Below are 25,015 nucleotides of genomic sequence, written 5' to 3'. Positions count from 1 at the left end.
AATCTCGTTAGCGAGAACATTATCAGATGTGAGAACGATTGGGAGATGTTTGTGGCCCTCGACACTGCTGAGCTGCTGCTTCATCCGGTCCGGATGCGGATCGTCCAGGCATTTCTGGGCGGCCGGACGCTGACCACCGCCGACCTGCGCGCCGAACTGGCGGACGTGGCCCCGGCGACCCTGTACCGGCAGGTCGCCACCCTCGCCGGTCACGGAGTGCTGCGGTCGGTCGGGGAACGGCGGATCCGGGGTGCGATCGAGCGCAGCTACCAGTTGGACGAGTCGGCGGCTGCGGTGGACGCCGACGCGATCCGCGGGATGACCCCGGAACAGCATCGCCGGGCCTTTCTCACCTTCGTCGCCGGGCTGCTCGCCGACTTCGACCGCTATCTCGACAGCGGCGGTGGCGACCTGGCCCGCGACCTGGCCGGCTATCGGCAGAACGCGTTCTACGTCTCCGACGCCGAAGCGGTCGAGTTCATCACCCGGATGCGTGAGCTGTTCGCCGAGTACGCGGCGTTGGGACCGGGCCCGGACCGGGCGCGGCGGTTGTTCACCACCGTCCTACTCCCGGCCGACCTGACGGCTGGTCAGGACGACGGGCTCGGCGGCGCGCCGTCGGAGGCCACCAACTCCACCTCGTAACCCTGTCCGTCGGACAGGTAGGCGGCATAGGTGCCGGCGCCGCCGGCGTACGGGTGGCGGTCAGGAAAGAGCAGTTCCCAGCCGTACGCCGGGGCCTGCTCGACCAGCCGGTCCACCGCGGCGGGTGGACCGGCGTGAAAGGCCAGATGGTTCAGGCCGGGCGTGAGCCGGTCGTGGTGCCGACCGGAGAGCGCGGGTGACTGCTCAAGGACGAGGTACGTCGGGCCGAGCCGCCAGGAGCGGCCGACCGGCCACTCCTGGAACGGTGCCCAACCCAGTTTCCCGAGCAGCCAGCCCCAACTGTGCATTGCCGCGCCCAGGTCGGGTACCCAGACCTCCACGTGGTGCAGGGCGCCAAGCGTCACCGGCCTCCGCCGGGGACCCATAGCACATCTCCGTCCGGATTTGCCGTTCTTGACAGGATAAAGAGCAGATCCGACAGCCGGTTGAGATACTTTGCCGGGAGGTGGCTGGTCCGGTCGGGGTCGTGTGCGACAAGCGCCCACGCCGACCGCTCGGCGCGCCGGGCGATCGTCCGCGCCGCATGCAGCAGTGCCGCGCCCGCGGTGCCGCCGGGGAGGATGAAGGAGTCGAGCTTGCTCAGGCGCGCGTTGTACTCGTCGCACCAGCCCTCAAGGCGCTCGACGTACCCCTCGGTGACCCGCAGCGGCGGATACTTGGGATCCGGTTCGACCGGGGTGGACAGGTCGGCGCCCACGTCGAACAGGTCGTTCTGGATCTGCCCGAGCACCGTCCGCAGGGTGTCGTCGAGCTGTCCCAGGGCGAGCGCCACGCCGATCGCGGCGTTGCACTCGTCGACATCGGCGTACGCCCAGATCCGCGGGTCTGTCTTCGACACCTGCTCGTTGTTGCTCAACCTGGTCATGCCGGCGTCGCCGGCCTTGGTGTAGATGCGCGTGAGGTGGACGGCCATGACGCACAGCCTACGGATACCGGACCTGACCATCCCGACGCGTCCGGAGACGGGTACGGGTTGGTCCGCCGGGGTCGGACCGGGTGACGCGGGCGACCCGGCGATATCCGACGTCGACGTCATCCAGGTCAACGGTGCGGCCCGGCTCGCCGGCACGGTGCACGTGGTCGGCGCGAAGAACTCGGCGCTCAAGCTGATGGCTGCCGCGCTGCTCGCCCCCGGCCGGAGCGTGATCACCAACGTCCCGCGGATCACCGACATCGCCATCATGGGTGAGGTGCTGCGGCGCCTCGGCTGCGACGTGCGGTTCGACGTGGACGACCCGGTGGATCCGATGGTCGGGGTAGGCGGGGTGCCCCGCTCCCGGTCGGTCACCATCGGCGTGCCCGAGCAGCCGGGCGTCGAGGCCGACTACGACCTGGTCCGCCGACTGCGCGCGTCGATCTGCGTGCTCGGCCCGCTGCTGGCCCGGCGCGGGTACGTGCGGGTGGCCCACCCGGGCGGTGACGCGATCGGTTCGCGTGGGCTGGACATGCACATCGCCGGGTTGACCCGGATGGGTGCCGACATCTCCGGCGAGCACGGCTTCGTGATCGCCGCCGCACCGCACGGACTGCACGGCGCGGAGATAACTCTGGACTTTCCCAGCGTCGGGGCGACCGAGAACCTGATCATGGCGGCAGTGCTGGCCGACGGCACCACCGTGATCGACAACGCGGCCCGTGAGCCCGAGATCGTGGACATCTGCACCATGCTGATCCGGATGGGCGCGTTGATCGAGGGCGAGGGTACGTCCACCATCACCGTCGTCGGCGTACCCCGGTTGCAACCGGTCCGGCACGCGACGGTGGGGGACCGGATCGTCGCCGGCACCTGGGCCTTCGGGGCGGCGATGACCCGTGGCGACGTCACCGTGACCGGTCTCGACCCGACCTACCTGGAGATCGCGCTGGACAAGGTGGTCGCGGCCGGCGGCCTGGTGGAAACCCGGGCGAACGCCTTCCGGGTACGGATGGACGACCGGCCCCGGGCGGTGGACGTGGTGACCCTGCCCTATCCGGGCTTCGCCACCGACCTGCTGCCGATGGCGATCGGTCTGGCCGCGCTCAGCGAAGGCGCCTCCCTGATCACCGAGAACATCTTCGACGGCCGGTTCATGTTCGCCAACGAGATGATGCGACTCGGTGCGGACATCAAGACCGACGGGCATCACGCGGTGGTACGCGGCCGGGAGCGGCTCTCCGGTGCACCGGTACGCGCCACCGACATCCGGGCCGGCGCCGGGCTGATCATCGCCGGGCTCTGTGCCGACGGGGTGACCGAGGTGTCCCACGTGCACCACGTCGACCGGGGCTATCCCGACTTCGTCGCCGACCTGCGGGCGCTCGGCATCGAGGTCGAGCGGGCCACCGCGCCGGAGGAACCGGAACTGACCATCTGAGCCGCCTTAGTGGTCGTTCAGGCTCGCCGACTAGGGTGCAGGCAGACACTCGAAATCGCAGCGAGGGAGAGGCAGATGGCGGGTCGACTCGCAGTCGTCGGTGCCGGGCTGATGGGCTCGGGCATCGCCCAGGTGGCGGCGCAGGCAGGCTGGCAGGTGACACTGCGGGATCTGGACGACGCGGCGACGCAGCGTGGCGTGGACGGCATCCGCAAGTCGCTGACCCGGTTCGCCGAGAAGGGGAAGATCTCCACCGACGACGTCGAGGCGGCGCTCGGACGGATCACCCCCACCACCGAACTGGAGGCCGCGGCAGACGCGGACATCGTGGTCGAGGCGGTCTTCGAGCGGCTGGAGATCAAGCACGAGGTGTTCCGCGCGCTGGACAGGATCTGCAAGTCGGACGCGATCCTGGCCACCAACACCTCGGCGATCCCGGTGACCCAGATCGCGGCGGTCACCGACCGTCCCGAGGCGGTCGTCGGCACCCACTTCTTCTCGCCGGTGCCGATGATGAAGCTCTGCGAGCTGGTCCGGGGCTACAAGACCAGCGACGCGACCCTGGAGGCGGTCAAGTCCTTCGCCGAGGAGATCGGCAAGACCGTCGTGGTGGTAAACCGGGACATCGCCGGCTTCGTCACCACCCGACTGATCTGCGCCCTGGCGATGGAGGCGGTCCGGCTGGTCGAGGCCGGGGTCATCTCCGCCGAGGATCTGGACACCGCCTGCAAGCTCGGCTTCGGGCACGCCATGGGACCGCTCGCCACCGTCGACCTGACCGGCGTCGACGTGCTGCTCAACGCCACCCGCAACATCTACAGCGACACCGCCGACGAGAAGTTCTTCCCACCGGAGCTGCTCCAGCGCATGGCCACCGCCAACGATCTGGGCCGCAAGACCGGCCAGGGCTTCTACTCGTACTGAGGGTGTGGCGTAAGGAAGGGCACCTTGTTAACGCCTCGTGCATAGGAAGGGCCCCTTATTAACAAGATCAGCAGCTCGGGCGCTGGCGTCTGTTAACAAGGGGCCCTTCCTCTACCGCAGGCGTTAATAAGGTGCCCTTCCTTACACCGGGCTCAGCCGTCGCGGCGGGTGGTCCAGCGGAAGGTGGTCAGGCACAGCACCAGGCCGATCACGCACCAGGCGCCCAGCACCAGGGCGACCCGGGTCAGCTCGAAGGAACCGCCGGGCTCGTTGGCGCCGAAGCTTTCCGGCAGGAAGACCGCGCGCAGCCCCTGGCACATCCACTTGAGCGGGAAGATGGCCGCCACCTGCTGCATCCAGCTCGGCAGGTTGGTGAAGACGAAGAAGACCCCGGAGATGAACTGGAGGATCAGGGCGATCGGGGTGACCACCGCCGAGCCGCTGCGCGCGGTGCGGGCCAGCGACGAGATCGCGATGCCGCACAGGGTGCACGCGGTGACGCCCAGCGCGCTGACCCAGCCGAAGGTGAGCCATGCCGTCGCGGTGCTCGGCAGGTTCAGGTCGAACAGGGCCACCGAGACGCCGAGCAGCAGGGCGGTCATCACCACGCCGGTCACCAAAACCATGATCACCTTGCCGGCGAACCAGACCCACTTCGGCATCGGCGTGCCCCGGTAGCGCTTGAGCACGCCCCGATCCCGTTCGATGGGGATCCAGATGCCGAGGTTCTGGAAGCTGACCGTCATCAGACCGGTCGCGATCATGCCGGTGATGAAGTACTGCGTGTAGCTCACCCCGCTGCCGAGGTCGCCGTCGAAGATCGAGGCGAAGATCAGCACCATGATGATCGGGAAGCCGAGCGTGAACACGACGGATTCCCGGCTGCGCAGGAACTGCCGGATCTCCAGCCGTCCCTGGCGCAGGGCGAGACTTGCCGGCCCCGGCCGGCGGGCTGGCGCGGCGGCGGCGACCGGGGCCGCCGGCTTCGTCGTGGTGGTCATCGGTGTCCGATCATCCGAAGGTAGATGTCTTCGAGGGTGGGCCGGGTGACGGTGAGCCCGGGCACCTCGCCACCGAGCCGCGCTGCCAACTCCGCCACCAGCGCCGTCGGCGTCGCGCTCTGCGCGCTCTCCAGGGTGCCTTCCGGCGTACGCCAGGAGACCGTGGCCAGCGCCTCCTGCCGGTCGCCCAGGCTGTTCGGTGGGGCCACCTCGACCAGCCGGCCGCCGGCGATGACGCCGACCCGGTCGGCGAGCGCCTCGGCCTCGTCGAGGTAGTGCGTGGTGAGCACGATGGTGGTGCCGGCCGCGGAGAGGTCCCGGATCAGCTCCCAGAACTCGCGGCGTGCCTCCGGGTCGAAACCGGTGGTCGGCTCGTCGAGGAAAAGCAGTTCGGGGCGGCCGATGATGCCCAGCGCGACGTCCAGTCGGCGTTTCTGCCCGCCGGAGAGGGTGTGCGTACGGGCGCGGGCCTTGTCGGCCAGACCGACGCGCGCGATCACCTTGTCCGGGTCGTCGGCGTCGGGATAGAAGGCGGCGAAGTGGTGGACCACCTCGGTGACGGTCAGCTCGTCGAATTCGCCGGTGCCCTGGAGCACGATGCCCACCCGGGCCCGCCACTGCGGGGTGGCCTCGGTCGGGTCGATGCCGAGTACCCGCACCTCACCCGAGTCCCGGTGCCGGTAGCCCTCCAGGATCTCCACGGTGGTGCTCTTGCCGGCGCCGTTCGGCCCCAACAGGGCGAACACCTCGCCCCGGTGAACGTCCAGGTCCAGCCCGGCCACCGCGACATTGTCGCCGTACGCCTTGCGCAGCCCCCGGACGTGGATCGCGACGTCGTCACTCATGTCGTCAAGTGTGCGACCTGCATCGGCGGGTCGCCCGCACCGGGGGTGGTGGTTCCCGCCACCCGTCCCGAGGTGTCGGCGCCGAGATGTTAGGAAGGGCCCCTTCCTATACCGCAGGCGTTAAGAAGGGGCCCTTCCTTACCGGTCAGCGGTGGGTGTAGGTCATGCAGTCGGCCATGTCGGCGTCGGGGCCGACGCGGATCGAGGGGGCCTGGCACTCCAACTGCACGTTGTGTCGGCAGTCGGCTCGCTTGCAGGCGCCCACCTGGGCCTTCTGGCCGTCAGCGCCGGCCCGGATGGTCGGCATCTCGACGAAGGTGTGGCAGTGGGCGTGGTCCATGCTGCCGATCGTGATGGCGAACGCGTGGCAGTCGTTGGTGTGGTTGTACGCGCAGGCGGCCACCACACACTCCTGGACCCGCGGCATTTCCAAGGCTGCGGTCATCGCGACCTCCTCTAGGTATTTGCCCGATTTTAGGCATCTGGGAGATCTGTGCGGTCGGGTTCGCCGGGATCCGTGCGACCGACCCTAGGCCGGTGGCGCGTCGAGCACCTCGGAGAGCGGGGCCGGTTCGAGACCCCGTTCGGCGAGCCCGGCCAGGATGTGCGGCAGCGCCTCGTCGGTCATCGGCGCGTTGGCCTCGGTCACGTGCAGGACGATCACCGAGCCGGGGCGGACCCGGTCCAGCACGGCCCGCACGATCGGCTGCCAGGCCGTCGCGAAGGGGTCCCCGCTGACCACGTCGCCGTCGACGACCGTGAGACCGAGCGGGGCGAGTGCGGTCAGCGCCGTCCGGTCGTGGCAGAGCCCCGGAAATCGGAAATACCGGGTCTGCCGACCGCCGTAGGCGCTCACGAGGTCGAAGGTGCGGGCGACATCGGCGGTCATCTTCCGGCGGTCGATGCGGGGCAGTCCGTAGCAGTCCGCGGTGAAGGCGAGGTGCCCGTAGGTGTGGTTGGCCAGTTCGAACTGCGGGTTGGCGGCCAGCCGCCGGGTCACGTCCGGGTACTGCTCGACCCACATGCCGGTGAGGAAGAAGGTGGCCGGTACGCCCTCCCGTTCCAGCCGGTCGATGATCTCCAGGTTGGCGTACGACCGCACGGCGCCGCTGCGTAGCTGGCGTCGCATCGCGTCGGTCATGTCCGCGTCGAAGGTCAGCGCCACCTTGTTGCCCCGGCGTGGGCCGTGGTCGACTACCGGAGGCAGCGCGTCGGTCCGGGTCGCGCCGGGCAGCGCCCCGGCCGGCGGGGTGGACGACGCACTCGACGGTGTCGCCGACGCCTTGGGCCGGTCGCTGGCACCCACCTCCGCTTCGACGAACCTCGCGCCGGATTCGGACGGCTGCCCCAGGTCGGCGCCGTTGCGCTGGAGCGGGTTCATGACGACCAGCAGGGTGAGGGCACCGACGACGGCGGCGAGCGTCGCCACGAGCGGAACGCGGGAATTCTTCACGGGCACCGGGAGATGATGTCAACCGCGTCCGACCGCCAACATCATCCGGCCAGGCAGCGCCTGGGCGGGATGGGAAGCGCAGCGCGTACGCCCAGTTCAGACGCGGAAGCCGGCCTCGCGGGCGGCCCGGCGTTCCCGGCGGCGCTCCGCCCGGCGGCGCAGGAACCAGGGCAGGAAGAACACGAGGGCGACCAGGAACACCAGCACCAGCACCGGCAGGAGGATCGCGACGAGGGACATCACCACACTCGTGGCGTCCTCGGCGGTGCTCGCCACCGGCGCCCCGACGCCGGCCGTGGCCGCGTTGATGACCGGCCGGGCGGCGGACTTGAGCAGGTGGATGCCGAGGGCGATGACCACCCCGACCAGCACCGGCCACCACTGGCCACCACTGGCGAAGAAGCTGTCGGGATCGCTGACCGTCACCGTCTCGGCGGCCGAGCCTGCACCGAAGGCCAGGCCGCCCGCCGTCGGCCGGACCACCGTCTGGACCACGTCGTTGACGTGGTCCACCACCGGCACCTTGTCCGCGACGAACTCGACGACCAGCAGTGCGGTGAGGATCGCGAGCACCCAGCCGTTGCCCAGCCACTGCCAGCCGCCGGGCAGGTCGATCACGCTGGTGTAGCGGGCCAGCACCCCCATCACCAGCAGCGGGATGTACGCGTTCAACCCCGCCGAGGCGGCCAGTCCGGTACCGGTGAGCAATTCGAGCACCATTTCAGCATGGCACCGGCACGCCAGTGGCGCTCGGCGGCGATGCCCGGTGCCTCCGCTACCCTCGTCGGGTGCGGTTGGTGATTGCGAAATGCTCGGTTGACTATGTCGGACGGCTCTCGGCCCACCTGCCGCCGGCCACGCGGCTGTTGATGGTGAAGGCGGACGGGTCGGTGTCGATCCACGCCGACGACCGGGCGTACAAGCCTCTGAACTGGATGAGCCCGCCCTGCCGGCTGGAGGAGGCCCCCGGCGTGTGGCGGGTGGTCAACAAGGCCGGCGAGGAGCTGCGGATCACCCTGGAGGAGATCTTCCAGGACACCTCGTACGAGCTGGGCGTCGACCCGGGGCTGCGCAAGGACGGTGTCGAGGCGCACCTTCAGGAGTTGCTGGCGGCCAACCCGGAGACCCTCGGCGAGGGGTTCACGCTGATCCGCCGGGAGTACATGACCGCGATCGGCCCGGTGGACCTGCTCTGTCGGGACGCCAACGGAGGCACCGTCGCCGTCGAGGTGAAGCGGCGCGGCGAGATCGACGGGGTTGAGCAGCTCACCCGGTACCTCGAACTGCTCAACCGTGACCCGCTGCTCGCCCCGGTGACCGGGGTCTTCGCCGCGCAGGAGATCAAGCCGCAGGCCCGGGTGCTCGCCACGGACCGGGGGATCCGTTGCGTCGCGGTGAACTACGACCGGCTGCGCGGCATCGAACGCGACGAGCTGACGCTCTTCTAGAGCTTCCGGCCGTACAGCAGTTTCACCGCCTTGACCAGGCGGTCGACGTCGGCCGGGGTGCGCTCGAAGGTGGTGGACGGCAGCAGCGAGCGGGCCCGGCGGCGGGTGATCGACTTGGCCCGACCGAACTCCCGCAGCCCGTCCTCGCCGTGAATGCGGCCGAAGCCCGACTCGCCCACCCCGCCGAACGGCAGGGTGGACATCCCGGCGAAGGTGAGAGTCGAGTTGATGGAAGCCATGCCGGAGCGCAGTCGCCGCGCGATCGCCACCGCGCGCCGTTGACCGAAGACCGAACCCCCCAGGCCGTACGGCAGGGCGTTGGCCCGCGAGAGCGCCTCGTCGGCGTCGCGGACCCGGTTGATGGTCACGGTGGGCCCGAAGGTCTCCTCGCGTACGGCGTCGGAGTCCTCCGGCACGTCCACCAGCACGGTCGGATGGGCGTACGGCGGCCGTACCGAATCCGCTCCGCCGAGTGCGGCGCGTCCGCCCCGGGCCAGCGCGTCGGAGATGTGCCGACGGATGACGTCGAGCTGACTCGGCATGGTGATCGGGCCGACGTCCGCGCCGTCGGCACCGACGGTGAGCCGACCGGCCCGCTCGACCACCTTGGCCACGAAGGCGTCGAAGACCGGCTCCACCACGTAGACCCGCTCGATGCCGATGCAGGTCTGCCCGGCGTTGGTCATCGCACCCCAGACGCACGCCTCGGCGGCGGCATCGAGGTCGGCGTCGGCGTCCACGATCATCGCGTCCTTGCCGCCGGCCTCCAGCAGCACGGGAGTCAGTGACTCGGCGCAGGCCGCCATGACCTTCTTCGCGGTCGCCGTGGAGCCGGTGAAGGCCACCTTGTCGACCCCGCTGCGGCACAGCGCGGCACCGATGTCGCCGAGCCCGTGCACCGCGGTGAAGACGGGCTGCTCCGGCACCACCTCGGCGAAGGTGTCGACCAGCCACTGCCCGACGAGCGGGGTGTACTCGCTCGGCTTGAACACCACCGCGTTGCCGGCGGCCATCGCGTACGCGGCGGAGCCGATCGGGGTGAAGACCGGATAGTTCCAGGGGCCGATGACGCCGATCACCCCGTGTGGCTGGTACTCCAGGTGGGCGGAGAACTCCGCCAGGACGAGCCGGGACCGGACCTTGCGGGGGCCGAGCACCCGGCGGGCGTTACGGGCCGCCCAGTCGACGTGCTCGACCGCGCTGACGATCTCGACGATGGCGTCCGCGACGGGCTTGCCGCCCTCGGTGTGCACCAGTTCCGCCAGCTGTTCCATCCGCTGGGCGAGCAGCCGCCGCCAGCGCAGCAGCCGGTCGCGTCGTGCGTCGAAGCCGAGCCCGGCCCACCACTGGCCGGCGGCACGGGCCCGCTCGACGGCCTGCGCGATGTCGTCGGCGGTGGCGAGCGGGAGTCGCCCGGCCTCTGCACCGGTCGCCGGGCTGGTCGAGATCAGGTGATCGCCCTCGATCACGGGGGTGCCGGGCAGATGCACAGCCGTCATGGCGGAAGTCTAGACCCGAGACCTACTCGTCGGTAGGTCGCGCCCGGCCAGGCGCGACGCGTACCCACCGGGTCGGGTGGCCGCTACGGTACGGCGCCCGGCCTGGGTGAACGCCGTACCGCCGGTCGTGGAAGTGGCGAACGGGAGGTGGCTTGCCGGTTACTGGGCGATGGCCGGATGGGCGGTGCAGGTGGCCGGGTGGTGATGGCAGGCTGATCCGGGATGGCGCACGGCATGGAGGTCTGACGGCCCATGGAGCAGCATCCGCAACTGTTGCCGCTGTTGACGGTGGCCGCCGGCCCGATGCGCGGGCTCAGTTTCCGGCTGCGTCATCAGCCGATGGTGATCGGCCGGGACGCGGCGGCGGACATCGTCGTGCACGATCCGCACCTCAGTCGCCGGCACGCTGAGATCCGGCTCACCGGCGAGGGCGTCTCCCTGCTGGATCTCGGCTCCACGAACGGCACCTGGGTGAACGGGCTACGCAGCAGCGGGGTGGTTCGCCTCACCGACGGCGACATGATCCTGATCGGCCGCACCGAACTACGCTTCTTCGACCCCGCGCTGGCGCGGACCGACCCGGTGGGCCTGAGCTTCGGCGTGCCCCGCCAGGAACGGCGCACCACGTTGGTGCTGCCCACCGGCACGCCGGGGCAGATCGCGTCCGCTCCGGCGGCGCCGTAGCCGGTTCGGCGGAACTGTTCGCGCGCTGCCCCGCGCTCCGTCAGCGGCCCGCCGCGTGGCAGACTCGCGGCCAAAGCCTTAGCGGCCGTTCAAATCCGGCCGCGCGGAGCGGACAAGGGAGGCCGGGGTCATGGCGCGCGAGTTCACCAGGGTGGGCGTGGTGGGGCTGGGCACCATGGGTGCCGGCATCGTCGAGGTGTTCGCCCGCAACGGCATCGACGTGGTCGCCGTGGAGATCTCCGACGCCGCCCTGGAACGCGGGCGGGCCAACCTGACCGGCTCCACCGACCGGGCGGTGGCCCGGGGCAAGCTCGCCGAGGCAGACCGGGACGCCCTGCTCGGCCGGGTCACCTTCGCCGTCGGGCTGGCCGCCCTGGACTCGGTGGACCTGGTGATCGAGGCGGTCCCCGAGCGACTCGACATCAAGCAGCGGCTCTTCGCCGAACTGGACCGGGTGTGCAAGCCGGAGGCCATCCTCGCCACCAACACCTCGTCGTTGAGCGTCACCGAGATCTCGGTGGCCACCACCCGGCCCGACCAGGTGATCGGCATCCACTTCTTCAACCCGGCGCCGGTGATGAAGCTGGTCGAGGTCGTGCGTACGGTGGTCACCTCGGCCGACGTGGTGGCGGACGTGGAGGCGCTCTGCGTACGCCTCGGCAAGGTCGACGTGACGATCAACGACCGGGCCGGGTTCATCGCCAACGCCCTGCTGTTCGGGTACCTCAACCAGGCGATCGGGATGTTCGAGGCCCGCTACGCCACCCGCGAGGACATCGACGCCGCGATGAAGCTCGGCTGCGGCCTGCCGCTGGGCCCGCTGGCCCTGCTGGACCTGATCGGCCTGGACACCGCGTACGAGATCCTCGACACGATGTACCGGCGCGGTGGGCGGGACCGCCGGCACTCCCCGGTGCCGCTGCTCCGGCAGATGGTGACCGCCGGGTTGCTCGGTCGTAAGTCCGGCCGTGGCTTCTACACCTACGAGCGTCCGGGCTCCGGCAAACTCGTACCGGACGAGCTGACCCCGGATCCGGCCGCGTTGGCGCCCGCCGACGGTGCGCGAGCCGTCACCAAGGTCGGTGTGGTCGGCTCCGGAGAGTTGGCCGCCGGTTTCGTCGCGGCCTTCACCACGGCCGGATACGAGGTCGTCCCGGTCGACCCGTCGACAGGGTTGGGGCAACTGGGCGACGTCGACCTGGTGGTCGAGGCGGTGCCCGACGATCTGAGCGTGAAGAAGGCGCTGTTCGTCGGCCTGGGCGAGGTCTGCAAGCCGGGCGTGGTGCTGGCCACCACCACCTCCGCCCTGCCGGTGATCGAGCTGGCGATGGCCACCGGGCGCCCGGCCGACGTGGTGGGCCTGCACTTCGCCAACCCGGCGACGCCGCTGGTGGAGATCGTCCGGACGATCCGTACCTCGGCGGAGGCCACCGACACCGCCCGTGCGGTCGCCGCCGCCCTCGGCAAGACCGGGGTGGTCTGCGGGGACCGGGCCGGTTTCATCGTCAACGCGTTGCTGTTCCCGTACCTCAACGACGCGGTGCGGATGCTGGAGGCCAACTACTCCACCACCGGCGACATCGACAACGCCATGAAGCTGGGCTGCGGCTACCCGACGGGCCCGTTCGAACTGCTCGACGCGATCGGGCTGGACGTGTCGCTGGCCGTGCAACGGGCGTTGTACCGCGAATCGCGTGAACCCGGCCTCGCCCCGGCACCCCTGCTGGAACAACTGGTAACCGCCGGCCGCCGCTTCCAGGTGTAAGGAAGGGCTCCCTTGTCAACGCCGCCGGCGCCATCTCCCGTACGGGAGGTGACTCCAGCTCGGCCGTACGCTGGATGTTGTGAGTCCTCGTCGTAACCGTCCCCGCCGTGACGACGCCGAGCGCCTGGACGCCGAGCGCCTGGACGCCGAGCGCGCCCGGCAGGGCGTCGCATCGGTGCAGCAGTGGCGTGACGGCGACTGGCAGGTACGTGGGATCAGTGGCGGCTCGTCGGCGAAGACGTACCGCTGTCCCGGTTGTGACCAGGAGATCCGGCCCGGTGTGGCGCACCTGGTCGCGTGGCCGGCCGACGGCCGGGGCGACCTGACCGATCGGCGGCACTGGCACAGCGGGTGTTGGCGGGCTCGGGACCGCCGGGCGCCGGTCATCCAGCGCGGGCGCAGCGCCCCCCGCCACGGCTGACGCCAGCGCGGCGGCTCCGCCGGGGCGATCTTTGTCACCTCGGGCGGCGGCGCGGGCGGTGGGGCGGGAGGATGGCGGGGTGAGTGCATCGATCCGCGCATCGTCGATCCTGCCCGGGCGCCGGGAAGACATCGAGCTGCACACCGCGGACGGGCTGTGCCTGGTCGGTGAGCTGGCGCTCCCGGTCGACCGGCCACCGGCGGCCACCCTGGTCTGCCTGCACCCGTTGCCCACCCACGGCGGGATGATGGACAGCCACGTGTTCCGCAAGGCGGCGTGGCGCCTGCCCGCCCTGGCCGACGTGGCGGTGCTCCGGTTCAACACGCGCGGCACCAGCAGTGTGCGCGGCACCAGCGAGGGGACGTTCGACTCGGCCGTCGGCGAGCGCTACGACGTGGCCGCCGCCATCGAGTACGCCGAGTTCCACGAGCTGCCCGACATCTGGCTGCTCGGCTGGTCGTTCGGTACCGACCTGGCCCTGAAGTACGGCTGCGACCCGGCGGTGACCGGCGCGATCCTGCTCTCGCCGCCGCTGCGCTTCTCCGAGCCGGCCGACCTGGCCCAGTGGGCCGAGTCGGGCAAACCGCTTACCGCGCTGGTGCCGGAGTTCGACGACTACCTCCGCCCCGAACAGGCCCGTGAGCGGTTCGCGGCGATACCGCAGGCCGAGGTGGTCGGGGTGCCGGGGGCGAAGCACCTGTGGGTCGGTGACGCCGAGACCGTGCTCGACGAGGTGGTCCGGCGGGTCAACCCGGCCGTGTCCGTACCATTGCCGACCACCTGGGACGGTCCGATGGAGACCGGCGACGCCAGCGCGTACGCCGACCGCACGGTGGCCGCCTTCGCCGACACCCCGGTGCCGGGCCCGCAACAGCGCCAGGCCGACTGAGTCGGCTCTCCCACAGCAACGCGAGGCCGAGGACCGGGTCAGCGGACGTCCTGGCGAGGGAGCACCACCTCGCGCAGGATCAGTTGGGCGGCGGCCACGGTCGGGATGGCGATGAGCGCCCCGATCACCCCCAGCAGGGACACCCCGAGCAGCGCCGCGACCAGCGCGGCGACCTCGTTGACGTGCACCGACCGGCGCATGATCTTGGGATAGATGAGGTAGTTCTCGATCTGCTGGTACACGACGAAGAAGACCACGCAGGCGATCCCGACGGACGGATCGGTGGCGAAGCCGACCAGGCTGACGATCACCGCGCCGAGGGTCGCGCCGATCTGCGGGATCAGGTCGGTCACCGCGACCACGACGGCGAGCGCGAACGGGTACGGCAGGCCGACGACCAGCGCGAACACGAACGTGGTCACCCCGGCCAGCACCGCGATGGACAGCGCGCCGACCATGTACGCGCCGACCTTGGTCAGGATCTCGTCACCGATGAGCTGCACCCGCTCGCGACGGGAACGCGGCACCAGCGCGTAACCGAGATTGCGCATCCGGTCGAAGTGGACCAGGAAGTAGATGGTCAGCACGAGCACGGTCAGCACCCGGAAGACCGTGCCGAAGACCAACTGGGCCCCGCCGAGCACCCCGCCCAGCGCCCGGCCGACCACGTCGGCGTTGGCCGCCTCCTGCGCCCGGCGCATCAGGTCGAACCGCACCACGAGGTCGTTGACGGCCTCGTTGCGCCGCAGCGTGTCCAGGTAGCTCGGCAACTGGTCGAGGAATTGTCCGGACTGGGTCACGATCGGCGGCACCAGGGCCAGCACACCGGCGCTGAGCAGCGCCAACACGGTCAGCGTCACCGCCGCCACGGCCACCCCGCGAGGCAGCCCCCAGGCACACAGCCGGACCACCGCCGGGTGCAGGCCCACCGCGAGGAACAGCGCGATGACCACCAGGACCAGGATCCCCGCCGCGTTCCGCAAGCCCAGATAGACGGCGTACGCGGACAGCACGCCGAGCGCTCCGGTGAAGCCGACGAGGAAGCTGTTGCGCCGCAGCGGGCGCCCCGGAGTGCCGAACCGACCGGCGTCTCCGCTCGCGGTACCCGGTGCCGGAGCGGACGAAGCCGTCGTCTTGTGCGGTGCCGACCGACCGCCGGAGGGCATCTCGGGTGCGGTGCCGCCCTCGCCGGCCCCGCTGCCCGCCGTCACCGGCCCGGACTCCTGCGGTTCGGACTGCTCCGGTCCCGACTGCTCCGGTCCCGACTGGTTCGGCCCGTCGTGCGCCATCCGGTCTCCCGTCCAAGCTCCGACGTACATGCGTCGGTTGTCGACGCCGGCCGGCTGCTGTCGACTCGATGCGGGTTGTCGAGGTGTGGTTACCGCCGCTTGACGTGGCTGACGAAGGCCTGCCAGGTCCGCGGGGTGAAGGCGAGCACCGGCCCCTGCCGGTCCTTGCTGTCGCGGACCGCCACCACGGCGGGCAGGTTGTCGGCCACCTCGACGCAGTCGGTGTTCCCGCTGCGGGTGGCGGTGCGCCAGATCGCGCCGGTCAGGCCCATGACTTCGCCACTTCCTTGAGGAGTTCGATCGACTGCTGGCGGGACAGCGCCTCGTTGCGCACCGTCTCCCATCGCGCCAACAGGGTAGCCACATCGGCCTCGCTGTCGGTCGGTCGGGCGGTCAGCTGGGCCTCCTGGCTCGCTACCCAGCCGCCTTCCGCGCCCCGGGCCAGCGAGAACGGCCCGGACAGCCCGACGTGCAGTCCGACGCTGAGCGGGATGACGTGGATGCTCACGTTCGGCCGCTCGGCGCAGGCGATCAGGTGCTCGACCTGGTGGATCATCAGCGTGTGGAAGCGCTCCTCCCGGCGGTGCAGAATCGCCTCGTCGATGACCGCGATGAGCTGCGGCGGATCCGGTCGGGTGAGGATGGTCTGCCGGTCCAGCCGGGCCGCGACCCGCTTCTCCACCTCCTCGTCGCTGAGCAGGTCATCGCAACGGATCACCGCTCGGGCGTAACCCTCGGTCTGGAGCAACGCCGGGATCAGTGTGGGTTGGAAGATCCGTAGCTGGCTGGCCAGGCGTTCGGCGTCCAGCCAGGGCAGGAACCAGGACGGCTGCCCCTCGCGCTCGGCGATCCGCAGCAGCGCCACCAACAGCCCGCCGGAACGCAGCACCTCGTCGGCGCGGGCCAGCAACTGCCGGTCGTACGGTCGGCTGCCGGTCTCGACGGCGGAGACCATCGACGGTGAGTAGTGCACCAGTTTGCCGAACTCCTCCTGGCTCAGCCCGGCGGCGGTGCGCAGCCGACGTAACTGGGATCGGATCAGGTCAGCGCTCGACTCCTCCACAGTGCCTCCACAATCGCGTACCGAGAATCGCTCATCAGGTGCCGGTGGTGCGGTGGTTACGCAGGCCCGTTACGACCACGCTCGATGACTTCCGACAGTAGTGCTCCGGTCAGCAGACTGTCAGCCATGCCGGACACGCTCGTTGCCAGCAGGGCGCGGGCGGGCCCTGGCCGGGTCGCCCCGACACCCCCGGTGGGCACCCAGGGCCGCCCACCCATCCCCCCGGGTGGGCGGCCCCTCCTTCAACCACTTTGGGTACGTTTGTTGTCGCTGGAGCAGCAAGAAACGCACCCAAACCTGCCGTCACGGAGGTCGACGTGCGTGTTCGCCGCTACCAGCACCCGAAGCTCCTGCCGTGCCGGCGGCCCGCGCGCCCAGCCGCCGGGTCGCCGCTGCCCGACAACCCGCTGCTCGCGGTCCTCGGTCGACCGGTCTGCTCGCGGCGAGGGCGGGCCGTCTGTTGGCGGCGAGCGCGAGCGGCGGGGGAACGGCCGTGATCAGCACCCGGCTGCCGGCCCCGGGCCGTGGCCCCCGCGCCGAGCGACCCCGCGCGACCGGCGGCGACCCGCCACACACCCCGCTGCGACCGATGTGGTGCTGTCGCGCCGACGGCCAGCCCTGGCCCTGCGCACAGGCCCGGCTCCTGCTGCGCGCGGAGTACGACCAGAACCCGGTCGGTCTGTCGATCTATCTCGCCGGCCTGATGTACGAGGCGATGCGCGACCTCTACCGACTCAACCCATACGACGGGCCGGAACCTGCCGCACTGTTCGCCCGCTTCCTCGCGTGGGGCCCACGCCGCCGCCCGTCGCCCGAGCACCCTCCTGACCACCGACCAACCCGACCTGCCTGACCACCACCGACCAGCACGACCCGCCTAGCTGCCAGCCCGGCATGCCATCGCCCGCCGCCCTACGCGGCCCTGGTCAAGCGATGGGCGGAGTGGCGCGATTGGCGCGGTGCGGCGGGGTGGCACCTGGTCCGGTGGTCCGACATGCCATCACCCGCCGCCCGGCGCGGCCCTGGTCACGGGGTGGGGTGGGGTGGGAGTGGCGCGATGGCGTGGCGGGGTGGCCTGGTCCGGCGTGCCATCGCCCGGCCGCCCGGCGTGCCATCGCCCGGCCGCCCGGCGCGGATCTGGTCGGGCGGCCGGGCGGGCGTGGTGCGATGGTGCAGCGCGGCTGGCTGGTCTGGTTCGGTGGCTCGCTGCCCGGCGTGGTGTCAGTCGGAGGTGATCTTGCTGGGCTTGGCGCTGCGCTCGTCGGTGGTCGGCTTGCTGGGGCGCTTGCCACCCTCGCCGGTGCTGGTGATCTTCGTCGGGGTGGCGCCCCGACCGCCCGTGCCGGGCACTGCGGCAACCGTGGGTTCGCCGTCCACACCCGCGCTGGCCGTGCCGCCGTCGACGGTGGCCGGCTCGACCGCCGGCTTCGCCGTGGGCGAATCGTCCACGGTGGTCACCGGCTCGGCGGCCGGCTTCGTCACCGGGCCCGCGCCATCGGCGGCCGGTGTCATCGAGCCTGCGCCGTCGGCGGTCGGATCGCCGCCGTCGGCCGTGACGCCGGCCGTCTCCAGGGCAGGTCGGTGGCCGTTGACCGGCGCGTCGGCGGGCACGGCGACCGGGGTGCCGTTGGCGGGAGACCCGCCGTTGACCGACGGGCCGTCCACCGTACGGGCGACGGCGGCGGGGGACGGCGCGGCAGCGGGCGAGGACGAGCCGGCGGGTGCCGGTGAGGTCGGGCCGTCGGACGTCGTGGCCGCCTCCAGCCGCAGTTCCAGCAGCTTGCGTTGCAACTCGTCGGACTCCTGCCGCGACTTCCAGGTCTCCTGGCGCAGGTCGGCGAGCTGCTGCTGAGCCTTGGCAATGTCCAACATCACCTGGGCGAGCTGCTGCCGACTCGACGCCGCCTCCTGCTGCGTCGCGGCCAGGTGCTGCTGCGTGGTGGCCAGGTGCTGCTGGGTGGTGGCCGCGTACTCCTCGAACTGCCGACGGGAGGAGGCGACGTGCTCGTCTGCCTCGCGGCGGGTGGTGGTGGCGAACTCCTCGGCTTCACGCCGGGTGGTGGTGGCGTGCTCCTCCGCCGCGCGGCGCTGCTCGGCCGTGTCGGTCTCGGCCTGACGCAGCAGCTCGCCGGCCTGCTCCTCGGCCCGTGCACGAACGGCGGCGGCCTCCTGCTCGGCGGCCTGGCGGACCTGGTCCGCGCCCTGCTCGATCTCGTTCTTGCGCGCGGTGTACTCCGACTCCAGCTGCGCGCGGCGGGTCTCGAACCCGGACTTCAGCTCGGCGGTACGGGTGCGGATCTGCTCCTCAAGCTCGGCGGTACGAGCACCGAATCGCTGCTCCAACTCGGCGGTGCGGGCCTTGTGCTGCTGCTCCAACTCGTCGCGGCGGCTGGCGAACTCGCGTTCGGCGGTCGCCTTGCGCTGCGCCAGCTCCCGGTCCGCCGCCTCGCGTCGGCCGTTGACCTCCTTCTCCACCCCGGCCCGCCAGGCACCCAGCTCCTGCTGCGCCTGTGCCCGGGTGTGCTGCACGTACGCCTCGGTCTCGTTGCGCATGCGTTGGGCGTACGCCTCGGTCTCGGCCCGGGTGCGCTTGGCCGCCTCGGTGGCCTGGGTGGTCATCCGCTCGGCCTCCTGGCGGGCCTTGTTGCGGGCGGCCCGGCCGGCCTCGGCGGCGTCGTCGATGATCTGTTTGGCCTCCTGCCGGGCCTTGGCGTGGGTGGCCCGACCGGCCTCGGTGGCCTGATCGACCAAGCGCTTGGCCTCCTGCTGGGCCTTGGCGTGCACCTCCTTGGCCGCCTCGCGCAGCTGAGTCGCCTCCTGCTGGGCCTTGGCGTGCACCTCCTTGGCCGCCTCGCGCAGCTTGGTCGCCTCCTGCTGGGCCCGCTGGTGGATCTCCCTGGCGGTATCCCGCAGCTGCGTGGCCTCCTGCTCGGCCTTGGCCAGCGCCTCCTGGGCGCTCTTGCGTAGCCGGGCGGCCTCCTCCTTGGCCGCCTTGCTGGCCGCCTCGGACTCCGCTCGGCGGGCTGCGGCCTGCCGCTCCTCCTCGGCCCGACGGGCGGCCAGGGCGATCTCGAAGTCCTTGAGCGCCTCGGCGGCCTCGGCCCGGGCCTCGTCGATGATGTGCTCGGCGGCGGCCCGACGGGCCTCGATCTCCTCGTTCGCGACGGCGAGGATGTCCTCGGCCTGCTCCTCGGCCAGCGCGAGGATCTGCTCGACCCGTGGGCCGAGGTGCCGGAAAGCGGCCCGGTCCACCACGGCGGACTGCTTGCGCACCGCGGCCAGATCGCGCTGGAGCACCTCCACCTGGCCCGCCAGCTTGTGGATCTGGGCGAAGGCCTGCTCCCGTTCGGCCTCCAACGCCGAGATCTCGTGCTCCGCACGAGCAACGTATTTCTCGACCTGTCGTTTGTCGTACCCCCGCAGGGCGGACTCGAAGCTGGGCTCCGTGGTCACATCCCCGCCGAGAGCGAACAGTTCCTCGCCGTGCGACATGCTCCCATCCTCACACGCATCGGGCCCTCCTGGGGCGATACGGACGCCCCTGTTGGGAGCTACTTCACCCGCCCGGACGGGCGGTGGCGCACTGCCCTGAAGGCAGGGCGACGCGGGGTGTCGCCGGTCACCCGGTGTCACCCCGCGTCGTGGATCATGCCCCGGTGGTCGTCGTCAGCTGGAGGTTTCCGCGGCCACCTTCTCCTCGGCTCCGTCCGCCGTCTTGGCCGCCGGCTTGTCGGCTGCGGCGGCGTTGTTGGGCACACCCGGGACGATGCCGGCCAGGCCGGAGAGCATCTGCCCGAGCTGCGAGGTGACCGCGTCCTTCTGCCGGGTGAGGTCCTCGACCTCGCGGCGAGCCGCCTGGGTGGTCAGCTCAGCCTCGGTGCGGGCCTCGTTGAGCAGGCGCTGGGACTCGGCCTGGGCCTCGTTGCGCGTCCGCTCGGCCAACGCCTTGGCCTTCTCGATCGTTTCGGTCGCGTTGCGCTCCGACTCCACCCGCCGGGCCTCGGCGCGCTGCTCGATCTCCTTGGCCCGCTCCTGTGCGGCCCGGGCCCGCTGCTCGGCCTCGCCGACCAGCTTCTGGGTCTGCGCGACCTGGGCGGCGTGCCGCTCCGACTCCTCGCGCTCGGCCTTCTCCCGCCGCTCGGCGAGTTGCAGCTCCAGAGCCTGGAGGTCCTTGTCGCGCTTGTCGCGGGCGTCGGTCAGCAGCTTGGTCGCCTCGGCACGCTTCTCCTCGGCCTCGCGGGCGGCCTTGGCCCGCTGCTGGGTGATCTCGCGCTCGGCGGTGGCCCGCAGGGTGGCCACCTCCCGCTCGACCGTCGACTTCAGCTCGGCCACCTCGTGGGCGGTGACCGTACGCAGCTGCTTGGTCTCCCGATCCGCGTCGGCACGCAGCGTGTCGGCCTCGCGACGAGCCTGGACGCGGACCTCGGCCGCCTCCCGCTCGGCGGCGGTGCGCAGGTTGCCGGCCTCCCGCTCGGCGGTGGCCTTCATCGCAGCCGCCTCGGCCCTCGCCTTGTCGGTGATCTCCCGCGCCTCCAGGCGGGCGGCGGAGAGGATGCCCTCCGACTCGCGCTTGGCCTCGTTGCGGTGATCGTTGGCCTGCTCCTCGGCGAGCCGGAGGATCTGCTCGACCCGGGTGCCGAGGCCGGACAGCGTGGGGCGGCTGTTCTCCTCAAGCTGCTTGCTGGTGTCGGTGAGCTTCTGCTCCAGGGCGGTGAGCCGCTGCTCGGACTGGCGGAGCCGGCGCTGGGCGTCGTTGAGCGCCTGCTCGGCGTCGGCGCGGTCCTTGTTGGCCTGACTCAGCGCGGCGTTCAGTCGGCCGATGAAGTCGTCGACCTGGCCGGTGTTGTATCCGCGCAGGCCAACCGTGAAATCTGGCTGCGAGTTCGCGTTATCGAAGAACGCGAGAGGGGAGGACTGCTGCTGGGGCATTGGGACATACTGGCAGACCCCCCGGGGTGCTTCGCAAGAGTGGGTCGCCCTTTGCCGTCCTCTTTACATGGTCAACTCGTAGCGTCACCGGAACCCTGCGCCGACGGGCGATCTTGCCAGTTCGGGGAGGAGCCCGACGGTACGCAGCGTGACGTGAAAAAGCGTCGCAGGTATCCGCCCACTGCTTTTCTTTCCGGGCGCTTGCGCCCCGCGCGAATGGGCGCCGGGCCGGGACGGGGAAAACCATTGCGCGTTCACCGAAAGGCCATCGACGGCTCGTCCGTCAGGCCGAGGTCCGCGGAACCAGTCGATCACGTCACGTCCGTCGATGAATGCGGCGGCGAGTCGCTGCAGACCCTCCGATCCCGGATCAGGTGACTCTGGCTACGGGTGCGGTGGCTTACTCGTCCTGGGCCGGGGTGTGGTGGCTACTCGATTCGTCCTGGGCCGGGTGTGGTGGCCCACTCGATCTGTTCTCAGCCGGGTGTGGTGGCCCACTCGATCTGTTCTCAGCCGGGTGTGGTGGCCACTCGATCTGGGATCGAGGGGTCTTGAGTGGGGTGTGAGGCCACTCGATCCCAGATCGAGCGTGATCTTGCCTTCGTCGGCCTGGGTGGTCGGCCCGTCGGGGTGTGACTGGCCTGAGCGGGCTCGGCCCGTCGGGTGTGACTGGTCCGATCGGCGGGCTCGGCCCGTCGGGGTGTGATTGGCCCGATCGGCGGGCTCGGCCCGCTCGGGTGTGACCGGCCTGGCCCGCAGGGCGATGGAGGTCACGCGTTGGTGGAATGGGCGGCGGCGCGGTCGGGTCAGTCGGGTTGCGGGGCGGGTTCGACGAGTTCGACCAGGACCCCGCCGGCGTCCTTGGGGTGGACGAAATTGATCCGCGAGCCGGCAGTGCCCCGCCGGGGCGTGTCGTACAGCAGCCGCAGGCCGCGTTCGCGCAGTGCCGCGCAGGCCGCGTCGACGTCGGTCACGGTGTACGCCACCTGCTGCACGCCCGGACCGTTGCGGTCGAGGAACTTGGCGATGGTCGATTCGGGGGTCAGCGGGGCGAGCAGTTGCAGGCAGCCGCCCTCCGTGGTCGGCCCGACCGCCAGCATCGCCTCCCGTACGCCCTGCTCGATGTTCGTCTCGGTGTGTACGCAACGCATGCCGAACGTCCGGGTGTAGAAGTCGATCGCCGCGTCGAGATCAGCCACCGCGACCCCGACGTGGTCTATGCGGCGCAGGCCGAGGTCTGTGACATAGTCGGCACCGGGCTCGACGGGGGAGTTCTCAGACATGACGCTAGTCTGACCGAACAATCGTTAAGGCGTACAGGTCGGCACCCCTCGGAGGCAGGTATGGCTTCGGTGATCGTCAGCGGCGCGCGAACCCCGATGGGGCGCCTGCTGGGCAACCTCAAGGACCTACCGGCGACGAAGCTCGGCGGCATCGCCATCGCGGCCGCCCTGGAGCGGGCCGGGGTCACCCCCGACCAGGTGCAGTACGTGATCATGGGCCAGGTGCTCCAGGCCGGTGCCGGGCAGATGCCGGCGCGCCAGGCGGCCGTCGAGGCGGGCATCCCGATGTCCGTGCCGGCGCTGAACATCAACAAGGTCTGCCTCTCCGGCCTGGACGCGATCGCCCTGGCCGACCAGCTGATCCGGGCCGGCGAGTTCGACATCGTGGTGGCCGGCGGCATGGAGTCGATGACCAACGCCCCGCACCTGCTGCTCGGCCAGCGTGGCGGCTACAAGTACGGCGACGTCACGCTCAAGGACCACATGGCGCTCGACGGGCTGACCGATGCCTGGGACTGCTGCGCGATGGGTGAGTCGACCGAGCGGCACGGCAGTACGCGTGGCATCACCCGGCAGGAGCAGGACGAGTTCGCCGCGACCAGCCACCAGCGCGCCGCAGCCGCCCAGAAGAACGGTCACTTCGCCGACGAGATCACTCCGGTGGTCATCCCGCAGCGCAAGGGCGACCCGCTGGTGATCAGCGAGGACGAGGGCATCCGGCCGGACACCACCGCTGAGTCGCTGGCGAAGCTGCGCCCGGCGTTCGCGAAGGACGGCACCATCACCGCGGGCAGTTCGTCGCCGATCTCCGACGGTGCCGCCGCAGTGGTCGTGATGAGCAAGGCCAAGGCCAAGGAACTCGGCCTGACCTGGCTGGCGGAGATCGGGGCGCACGGCAACGTGGCCGGTCCGGACAACTCGCTGCACTCGCAGCCGTCCAACGCTATCCAGCACGCCCTGCGCAAGGGCGGGCTGACCGTTTCCGACCTCGACCTGATCGAGATCAACGAGGCGTTCGCGCAGGTCGGCATCCAGTCCATCCGTGACCTCGGGGTCAGCCCCACCAAGGTCAACGTCAACGGCGGTGCGATCGCGCTGGGTCACCCGATCGGCATGTCCGGGGCCCGCCTGGTGCTCACCCTCGCGCTGGAGCTCAAGCGGCGCGGCGGTGGTACCGGAGCGGCGGCGCTCTGCGGCGGTGGCGGCCAGGGCGACGCGTTGATCATCCACGTCCCCGCGCCGTCCGAGGGTGGTCAGTGAGCGCGAGGAGTGAGCCGTTTTTGCGAGCCCCGCAGTCGCGATCCGAGGTGGTTTCGTGAGCGCGAGGAGTGAGCCGTTTTTGCGAGCCCCGCAGTCGCGATCCGAGGTGGCTCAGTGAGCGCGAGGAGTGAGCCGGTTCTGCGAGCCCCGCAGTCGCGAACTCGGGTTACGCCGTGAGCGAGTCGATCGATCGTGTTTCGGCTGCGGTCACCGGGTCGGTGCGCCGTAGTCGGGACGTACCGATGCTGGTCGACCGGGCCCGAGCGGGTGACCACCGCGCGGTGGCCCGGTTGATCACGTTGGTGGAGTCGGGCGACGAGACGCTGCCGGCGGTCGCCGCGGCGCTGGCCCCGTACGGCGGCCAGGCCCAGGTGGTCGGCCTGACCGGTTCGCCCGGGGTGGGCAAGTCGACCACCACCAACGAGTTGGTACGCGCCCTGCGTGCCCGGGGCCACCGGGTCGGAGTGCTCGCCATCGACCCGTCCAGCCCGTTCACCGGTGGGGCGATCCTCGGCGACCGGGTGCGGATGCAGGACCACGCCACCGATCCGGGGGTCTACATCCGCTCGATGTCCAGCCGGGGGCACCTCGGCGGGCTGTCGGCGGCCACTCCGCAGGCGGTCCGGGTGCTGGAGGGTGCCGGCTGCGACGTGGTGCTGGTGGAGACCGTCGGCGTCGGGCAGGCCGAGGTCGATGTGGCCTCGCTGGCCGACACCACGTTGGTGCTGCTCGCGCCCGGTATGGGCGACGCGATCCAGGCGGTGAAGGCCGGCATCCTGGAGATCGCCGACGTCTTCGTGGTCAACAAGGCCGATCGGGACGGCGCTGACGCCACCGTCCGGGACATCCAGGGCATGATCGCCCTCGGCGAGCGCGGGCCCGGAGGGTGGCGCCCGCAGGTGGTGCGTGCGGTGGCCGCCCGGGGCGAAGGGATCGACGACATCGCCGCGGCGATCGACAAGCACCGGGGCTGGCTGGTCGAGCACGACGAGCTGCGCCGCCGCCGGGAGGCGCGGGCCGCCGCCGAGATCGAGGCCATCGCGCTGGGCACGCTGCGCGCCCGGATCGGCTCGCTGCGCGACGGTACGCAGTTGCCGGCGCTGGCCGCCGACGTGGCCGCCGGCACCACCGACCCGTACGCCGCCGCCGACATCCTGCTAACCCAACTAGCCCGTTAGACCGCCACAACATCCACCCAGCACCCCGCCCCCGCCCGATGTCGCCGTCGATCATGCACTTTCT

At 70.9% G+C, this 25,015-nt stretch carries 25 protein-coding genes; 11 read left to right on the top strand and 14 right to left on the bottom strand.

The window, feature by feature from the left end; genetic code table 11:
- Positions 1 to 45 precede the first annotated feature (45 nt).
- The gene (locus AB0M35_RS21935; protein WP_363747424.1) at positions 46 to 645 is read left to right on the top strand and encodes a helix-turn-helix domain-containing protein; all 600 of its coding nucleotides are present in this window, start codon (positions 46 to 48) and stop codon (positions 643 to 645) included.
- On the opposite strand, the gene AB0M35_RS21930 is transcribed toward AB0M35_RS21935, so the two are convergent.
- Positions 591 to 1,031, bottom strand: coding sequence for a VOC family protein (locus tag AB0M35_RS21930; protein WP_363747423.1), 441 nt, complete (start codon positions 1,029 to 1,031; stop codon positions 591 to 593). The genes AB0M35_RS21935 and AB0M35_RS21930 overlap by 55 nt on opposite strands.
- Complete coding sequence (locus AB0M35_RS21925; protein ID WP_363747421.1) at positions 1,007 to 1,579, bottom strand: cob(I)yrinic acid a,c-diamide adenosyltransferase; 573 nt, start codon at positions 1,577 to 1,579, stop codon at positions 1,007 to 1,009. Before AB0M35_RS21925 ends, AB0M35_RS21930 begins: the two co-directional genes overlap by 25 nt.
- On the opposite strand from AB0M35_RS21925, the gene murA reads away from it, so the two are divergent.
- Both murA and AB0M35_RS21915 read left to right on the top strand, forming a co-directional pair.
- The gene (murA, locus tag AB0M35_RS21920) at positions 1,578 to 3,020 is read left to right on the top strand and encodes a UDP-N-acetylglucosamine 1-carboxyvinyltransferase (RefSeq protein WP_363747420.1); all 1,443 of its coding nucleotides are present in this window, start codon (positions 1,578 to 1,580) and stop codon (positions 3,018 to 3,020) included. The two genes, AB0M35_RS21925 and murA, sit on opposite strands and share 2 nt — an antisense overlap.
- Before the next feature lie 75 nt (positions 3,021 to 3,095).
- Complete coding sequence (locus AB0M35_RS21915; protein WP_363747419.1) at positions 3,096 to 3,944, top strand: 3-hydroxyacyl-CoA dehydrogenase family protein; 849 nt, start codon at positions 3,096 to 3,098, stop codon at positions 3,942 to 3,944.
- A 152-nt stretch (positions 3,945 to 4,096) separates the two neighbouring features.
- Here AB0M35_RS21915 and AB0M35_RS21910 read toward each other — a convergent pair whose 3' ends face one another.
- The 5 genes from AB0M35_RS21910 to AB0M35_RS21890 form a co-directional block, all read right to left on the bottom strand.
- Positions 4,097 to 4,945, bottom strand: a complete 849-nt coding sequence (locus AB0M35_RS21910; RefSeq protein WP_363747418.1) for an ABC transporter permease — start codon at positions 4,943 to 4,945, stop codon at positions 4,097 to 4,099.
- A complete protein-coding gene (locus tag AB0M35_RS21905) occupies positions 4,942 to 5,790 on the bottom strand; it encodes an ABC transporter ATP-binding protein (RefSeq protein WP_363747417.1) in 849 nt (282 codons plus the stop codon). Before AB0M35_RS21905 ends, AB0M35_RS21910 begins: the two co-directional genes overlap by 4 nt.
- 145 nt (positions 5,791 to 5,935) lie before the next feature.
- Positions 5,936 to 6,235 carry a DUF1540 domain-containing protein gene (locus AB0M35_RS21900; protein WP_363747416.1) on the bottom strand — a complete coding sequence of 100 codons (300 nt, stop codon included), beginning with the start codon at positions 6,233 to 6,235 and terminating at the stop codon, positions 5,936 to 5,938.
- Positions 6,236 to 6,319: 84 nt separating this feature from the next.
- Positions 6,320 to 7,249, bottom strand: coding sequence for a polysaccharide deacetylase family protein (locus AB0M35_RS21895; protein ID WP_363747415.1), 930 nt, complete (start codon positions 7,247 to 7,249; stop codon positions 6,320 to 6,322).
- A gap of 90 nt (positions 7,250 to 7,339) precedes the next feature.
- Positions 7,340 to 7,960, bottom strand: a complete 621-nt coding sequence (locus tag AB0M35_RS21890) for a DUF4126 domain-containing protein (protein WP_363747597.1) — start codon at positions 7,958 to 7,960, stop codon at positions 7,340 to 7,342.
- A gap of 71 nt (positions 7,961 to 8,031) precedes the next feature.
- Here AB0M35_RS21890 and nucS point away from each other — a divergent pair, with 71 nt between their 5' ends.
- Positions 8,032 to 8,691 (top strand): endonuclease NucS, encoded by a 660-nt coding sequence (gene nucS / locus AB0M35_RS21885; protein WP_102660226.1) that lies wholly within the window; start codon positions 8,032 to 8,034, stop codon positions 8,689 to 8,691.
- Here the strand turns inward: nucS and AB0M35_RS21880 are convergent.
- Positions 8,688 to 10,190, bottom strand: coding sequence for an aldehyde dehydrogenase family protein (locus AB0M35_RS21880; RefSeq protein ID WP_363747414.1), 1,503 nt, complete (start codon positions 10,188 to 10,190; stop codon positions 8,688 to 8,690). The genes nucS and AB0M35_RS21880 overlap by 4 nt on opposite strands.
- 252 nt (positions 10,191 to 10,442) lie before the next feature.
- Between AB0M35_RS21880 and AB0M35_RS21875 the strand changes: the two genes are divergently transcribed.
- From AB0M35_RS21875 to AB0M35_RS21860, 4 genes are all read left to right on the top strand, one after another.
- Complete coding sequence (locus AB0M35_RS21875) at positions 10,443 to 10,874, top strand: FHA domain-containing protein (protein ID WP_363747413.1); 432 nt, start codon at positions 10,443 to 10,445, stop codon at positions 10,872 to 10,874.
- Between the two features lie 130 nt (positions 10,875 to 11,004).
- Complete coding sequence (locus AB0M35_RS21870) at positions 11,005 to 12,639, top strand: 3-hydroxybutyryl-CoA dehydrogenase (protein WP_363747412.1); 1,635 nt, start codon at positions 11,005 to 11,007, stop codon at positions 12,637 to 12,639.
- 124 nt (positions 12,640 to 12,763) lie between these two features.
- Positions 12,764 to 13,060 carry a hypothetical protein gene (locus AB0M35_RS21865; protein ID WP_363747595.1) on the top strand — a complete coding sequence of 99 codons (297 nt, stop codon included), beginning with the start codon at positions 12,764 to 12,766 and terminating at the stop codon, positions 13,058 to 13,060.
- 79 nt (positions 13,061 to 13,139) lie between these two features.
- Entirely contained in the window at positions 13,140 to 13,949 is an 810-nt protein-coding gene (locus AB0M35_RS21860; RefSeq protein ID WP_363747411.1) for an alpha/beta hydrolase, read from the top strand.
- A gap of 38 nt (positions 13,950 to 13,987) precedes the next feature.
- Here AB0M35_RS21860 and AB0M35_RS21855 read toward each other — a convergent pair whose 3' ends face one another.
- The 3 genes from AB0M35_RS21855 to AB0M35_RS21845 all read right to left on the bottom strand — a co-directional run bounded on the left by AB0M35_RS21855 (position 13,988) and on the right by AB0M35_RS21845 (position 16,301).
- Entirely contained in the window at positions 13,988 to 15,238 is a 1,251-nt protein-coding gene (locus AB0M35_RS21855; protein ID WP_363747410.1) for an AI-2E family transporter, read from the bottom strand.
- A gap of 89 nt (positions 15,239 to 15,327) precedes the next feature.
- Positions 15,328 to 15,510 carry a DUF397 domain-containing protein gene (locus tag AB0M35_RS21850; RefSeq protein ID WP_363747409.1) on the bottom strand — a complete coding sequence of 61 codons (183 nt, stop codon included), beginning with the start codon at positions 15,508 to 15,510 and terminating at the stop codon, positions 15,328 to 15,330.
- On the bottom strand, positions 15,501 to 16,301 hold the full coding sequence (locus AB0M35_RS21845) for a helix-turn-helix transcriptional regulator (protein WP_363747408.1): 801 nt from the start codon (positions 16,299 to 16,301) through the stop codon (positions 15,501 to 15,503). The genes AB0M35_RS21850 and AB0M35_RS21845 overlap by 10 nt, the downstream gene beginning before the upstream one ends.
- 493 nt (positions 16,302 to 16,794) lie before the next feature.
- Here AB0M35_RS21845 and AB0M35_RS21840 point away from each other — a divergent pair, with 493 nt between their 5' ends.
- Complete coding sequence (locus tag AB0M35_RS21840; RefSeq protein ID WP_363747407.1) at positions 16,795 to 17,154, top strand: hypothetical protein; 360 nt, start codon at positions 16,795 to 16,797, stop codon at positions 17,152 to 17,154.
- A 368-nt stretch (positions 17,155 to 17,522) separates the two neighbouring features.
- Here AB0M35_RS21840 and AB0M35_RS21835 read toward each other — a convergent pair whose 3' ends face one another.
- The 3 genes from AB0M35_RS21835 to mce all read right to left on the bottom strand — a co-directional run bounded on the left by AB0M35_RS21835 (position 17,523) and on the right by mce (position 22,513).
- Positions 17,523 to 19,793 (bottom strand): hypothetical protein, encoded by a 2,271-nt coding sequence (locus AB0M35_RS21835; RefSeq protein ID WP_363747406.1) that lies wholly within the window; start codon positions 19,791 to 19,793, stop codon positions 17,523 to 17,525.
- 174 nt (positions 19,794 to 19,967) lie between these two features.
- On the bottom strand, positions 19,968 to 21,230 hold the full coding sequence (locus AB0M35_RS21830) for a DivIVA domain-containing protein (protein ID WP_363747405.1): 1,263 nt from the start codon (positions 21,228 to 21,230) through the stop codon (positions 19,968 to 19,970).
- A gap of 806 nt (positions 21,231 to 22,036) precedes the next feature.
- Entirely contained in the window at positions 22,037 to 22,513 is a 477-nt protein-coding gene (mce, locus tag AB0M35_RS21825) for a methylmalonyl-CoA epimerase (protein ID WP_363747404.1), read from the bottom strand.
- 60 nt (positions 22,514 to 22,573) lie between these two features.
- Here mce and AB0M35_RS21820 point away from each other — a divergent pair, with 60 nt between their 5' ends.
- The gene (locus AB0M35_RS21820) at positions 22,574 to 23,773 is read left to right on the top strand and encodes an acetyl-CoA C-acetyltransferase (RefSeq protein ID WP_363747403.1); all 1,200 of its coding nucleotides are present in this window, start codon (positions 22,574 to 22,576) and stop codon (positions 23,771 to 23,773) included.
- 173 nt (positions 23,774 to 23,946) lie between these two features.
- Entirely contained in the window at positions 23,947 to 24,951 is a 1,005-nt protein-coding gene (gene meaB / locus AB0M35_RS21815; protein ID WP_363747402.1) for a methylmalonyl Co-A mutase-associated GTPase MeaB, read from the top strand.
- The last annotated feature ends 64 nt before the right edge of the window (positions 24,952 to 25,015 follow it).

This window comes from Micromonospora sp. NPDC051196, from assembly GCF_040682415.1.
Classification (GTDB): domain Bacteria; phylum Actinomycetota; class Actinomycetes; order Mycobacteriales; family Micromonosporaceae; genus Micromonospora.
This window is presented reverse-complemented; position numbering and strand designations above follow the sequence as displayed.

What these genes read in the sequence shown, in the direction of transcription:
- AB0M35_RS21880 (WP_363747414.1), bottom strand. Translation starts at nt 10,190, where the DNA reads ATGACGGCTGTGCATCTGCCCGGCACCCCCGTGATCGAGGGCGATCAC.
- AB0M35_RS21910 (WP_363747418.1), bottom strand. Translation starts at nt 4,945, where the DNA reads ATGACCACCACGACGAAGCCGGCGGCCCCGGTCGCCGCCGCCGCGCCA.
- AB0M35_RS21905 (WP_363747417.1), bottom strand. Translation starts at nt 5,790, where the DNA reads ATGAGTGACGACGTCGCGATCCACGTCCGGGGGCTGCGCAAGGCGTAC.
- AB0M35_RS21820 (WP_363747403.1), top strand. Translation starts at nt 22,574, where the DNA reads ATGGCTTCGGTGATCGTCAGCGGCGCGCGAACCCCGATGGGGCGCCTG.
- AB0M35_RS21925 (WP_363747421.1), bottom strand. Translation starts at nt 1,579, where the DNA reads ATGGCCGTCCACCTCACGCGCATCTACACCAAGGCCGGCGACGCCGGC.
- AB0M35_RS21855 (WP_363747410.1), bottom strand. Translation starts at nt 15,238, where the DNA reads ATGGCGCACGACGGGCCGAACCAGTCGGGACCGGAGCAGTCGGGACCG.
- AB0M35_RS21850 (WP_363747409.1), bottom strand. Translation starts at nt 15,510, where the DNA reads ATGGGCCTGACCGGCGCGATCTGGCGCACCGCCACCCGCAGCGGGAAC.
- murA (WP_363747420.1), top strand. Translation starts at nt 1,578, where the DNA reads ATGACGCACAGCCTACGGATACCGGACCTGACCATCCCGACGCGTCCG.
- AB0M35_RS21870 (WP_363747412.1), top strand. Translation starts at nt 11,005, where the DNA reads ATGGCGCGCGAGTTCACCAGGGTGGGCGTGGTGGGGCTGGGCACCATG.
- AB0M35_RS21900 (WP_363747416.1), bottom strand. Translation starts at nt 6,235, where the DNA reads ATGACCGCAGCCTTGGAAATGCCGCGGGTCCAGGAGTGTGTGGTGGCC.
- mce (WP_363747404.1), bottom strand. Translation starts at nt 22,513, where the DNA reads ATGTCTGAGAACTCCCCCGTCGAGCCCGGTGCCGACTATGTCACAGAC.
- AB0M35_RS21930 (WP_363747423.1), bottom strand. Translation starts at nt 1,031, where the DNA reads ATGGGTCCCCGGCGGAGGCCGGTGACGCTTGGCGCCCTGCACCACGTG.
- AB0M35_RS21835 (WP_363747406.1), bottom strand. Translation starts at nt 19,793, where the DNA reads ATGTCGCACGGCGAGGAACTGTTCGCTCTCGGCGGGGATGTGACCACG.
- AB0M35_RS21875 (WP_363747413.1), top strand. Translation starts at nt 10,443, where the DNA reads ATGGAGCAGCATCCGCAACTGTTGCCGCTGTTGACGGTGGCCGCCGGC.
- AB0M35_RS21935 (WP_363747424.1), top strand. Translation starts at nt 46, where the DNA reads ATGTTTGTGGCCCTCGACACTGCTGAGCTGCTGCTTCATCCGGTCCGG.
- AB0M35_RS21830 (WP_363747405.1), bottom strand. Translation starts at nt 21,230, where the DNA reads ATGCCCCAGCAGCAGTCCTCCCCTCTCGCGTTCTTCGATAACGCGAAC.
- AB0M35_RS21915 (WP_363747419.1), top strand. Translation starts at nt 3,096, where the DNA reads ATGGCGGGTCGACTCGCAGTCGTCGGTGCCGGGCTGATGGGCTCGGGC.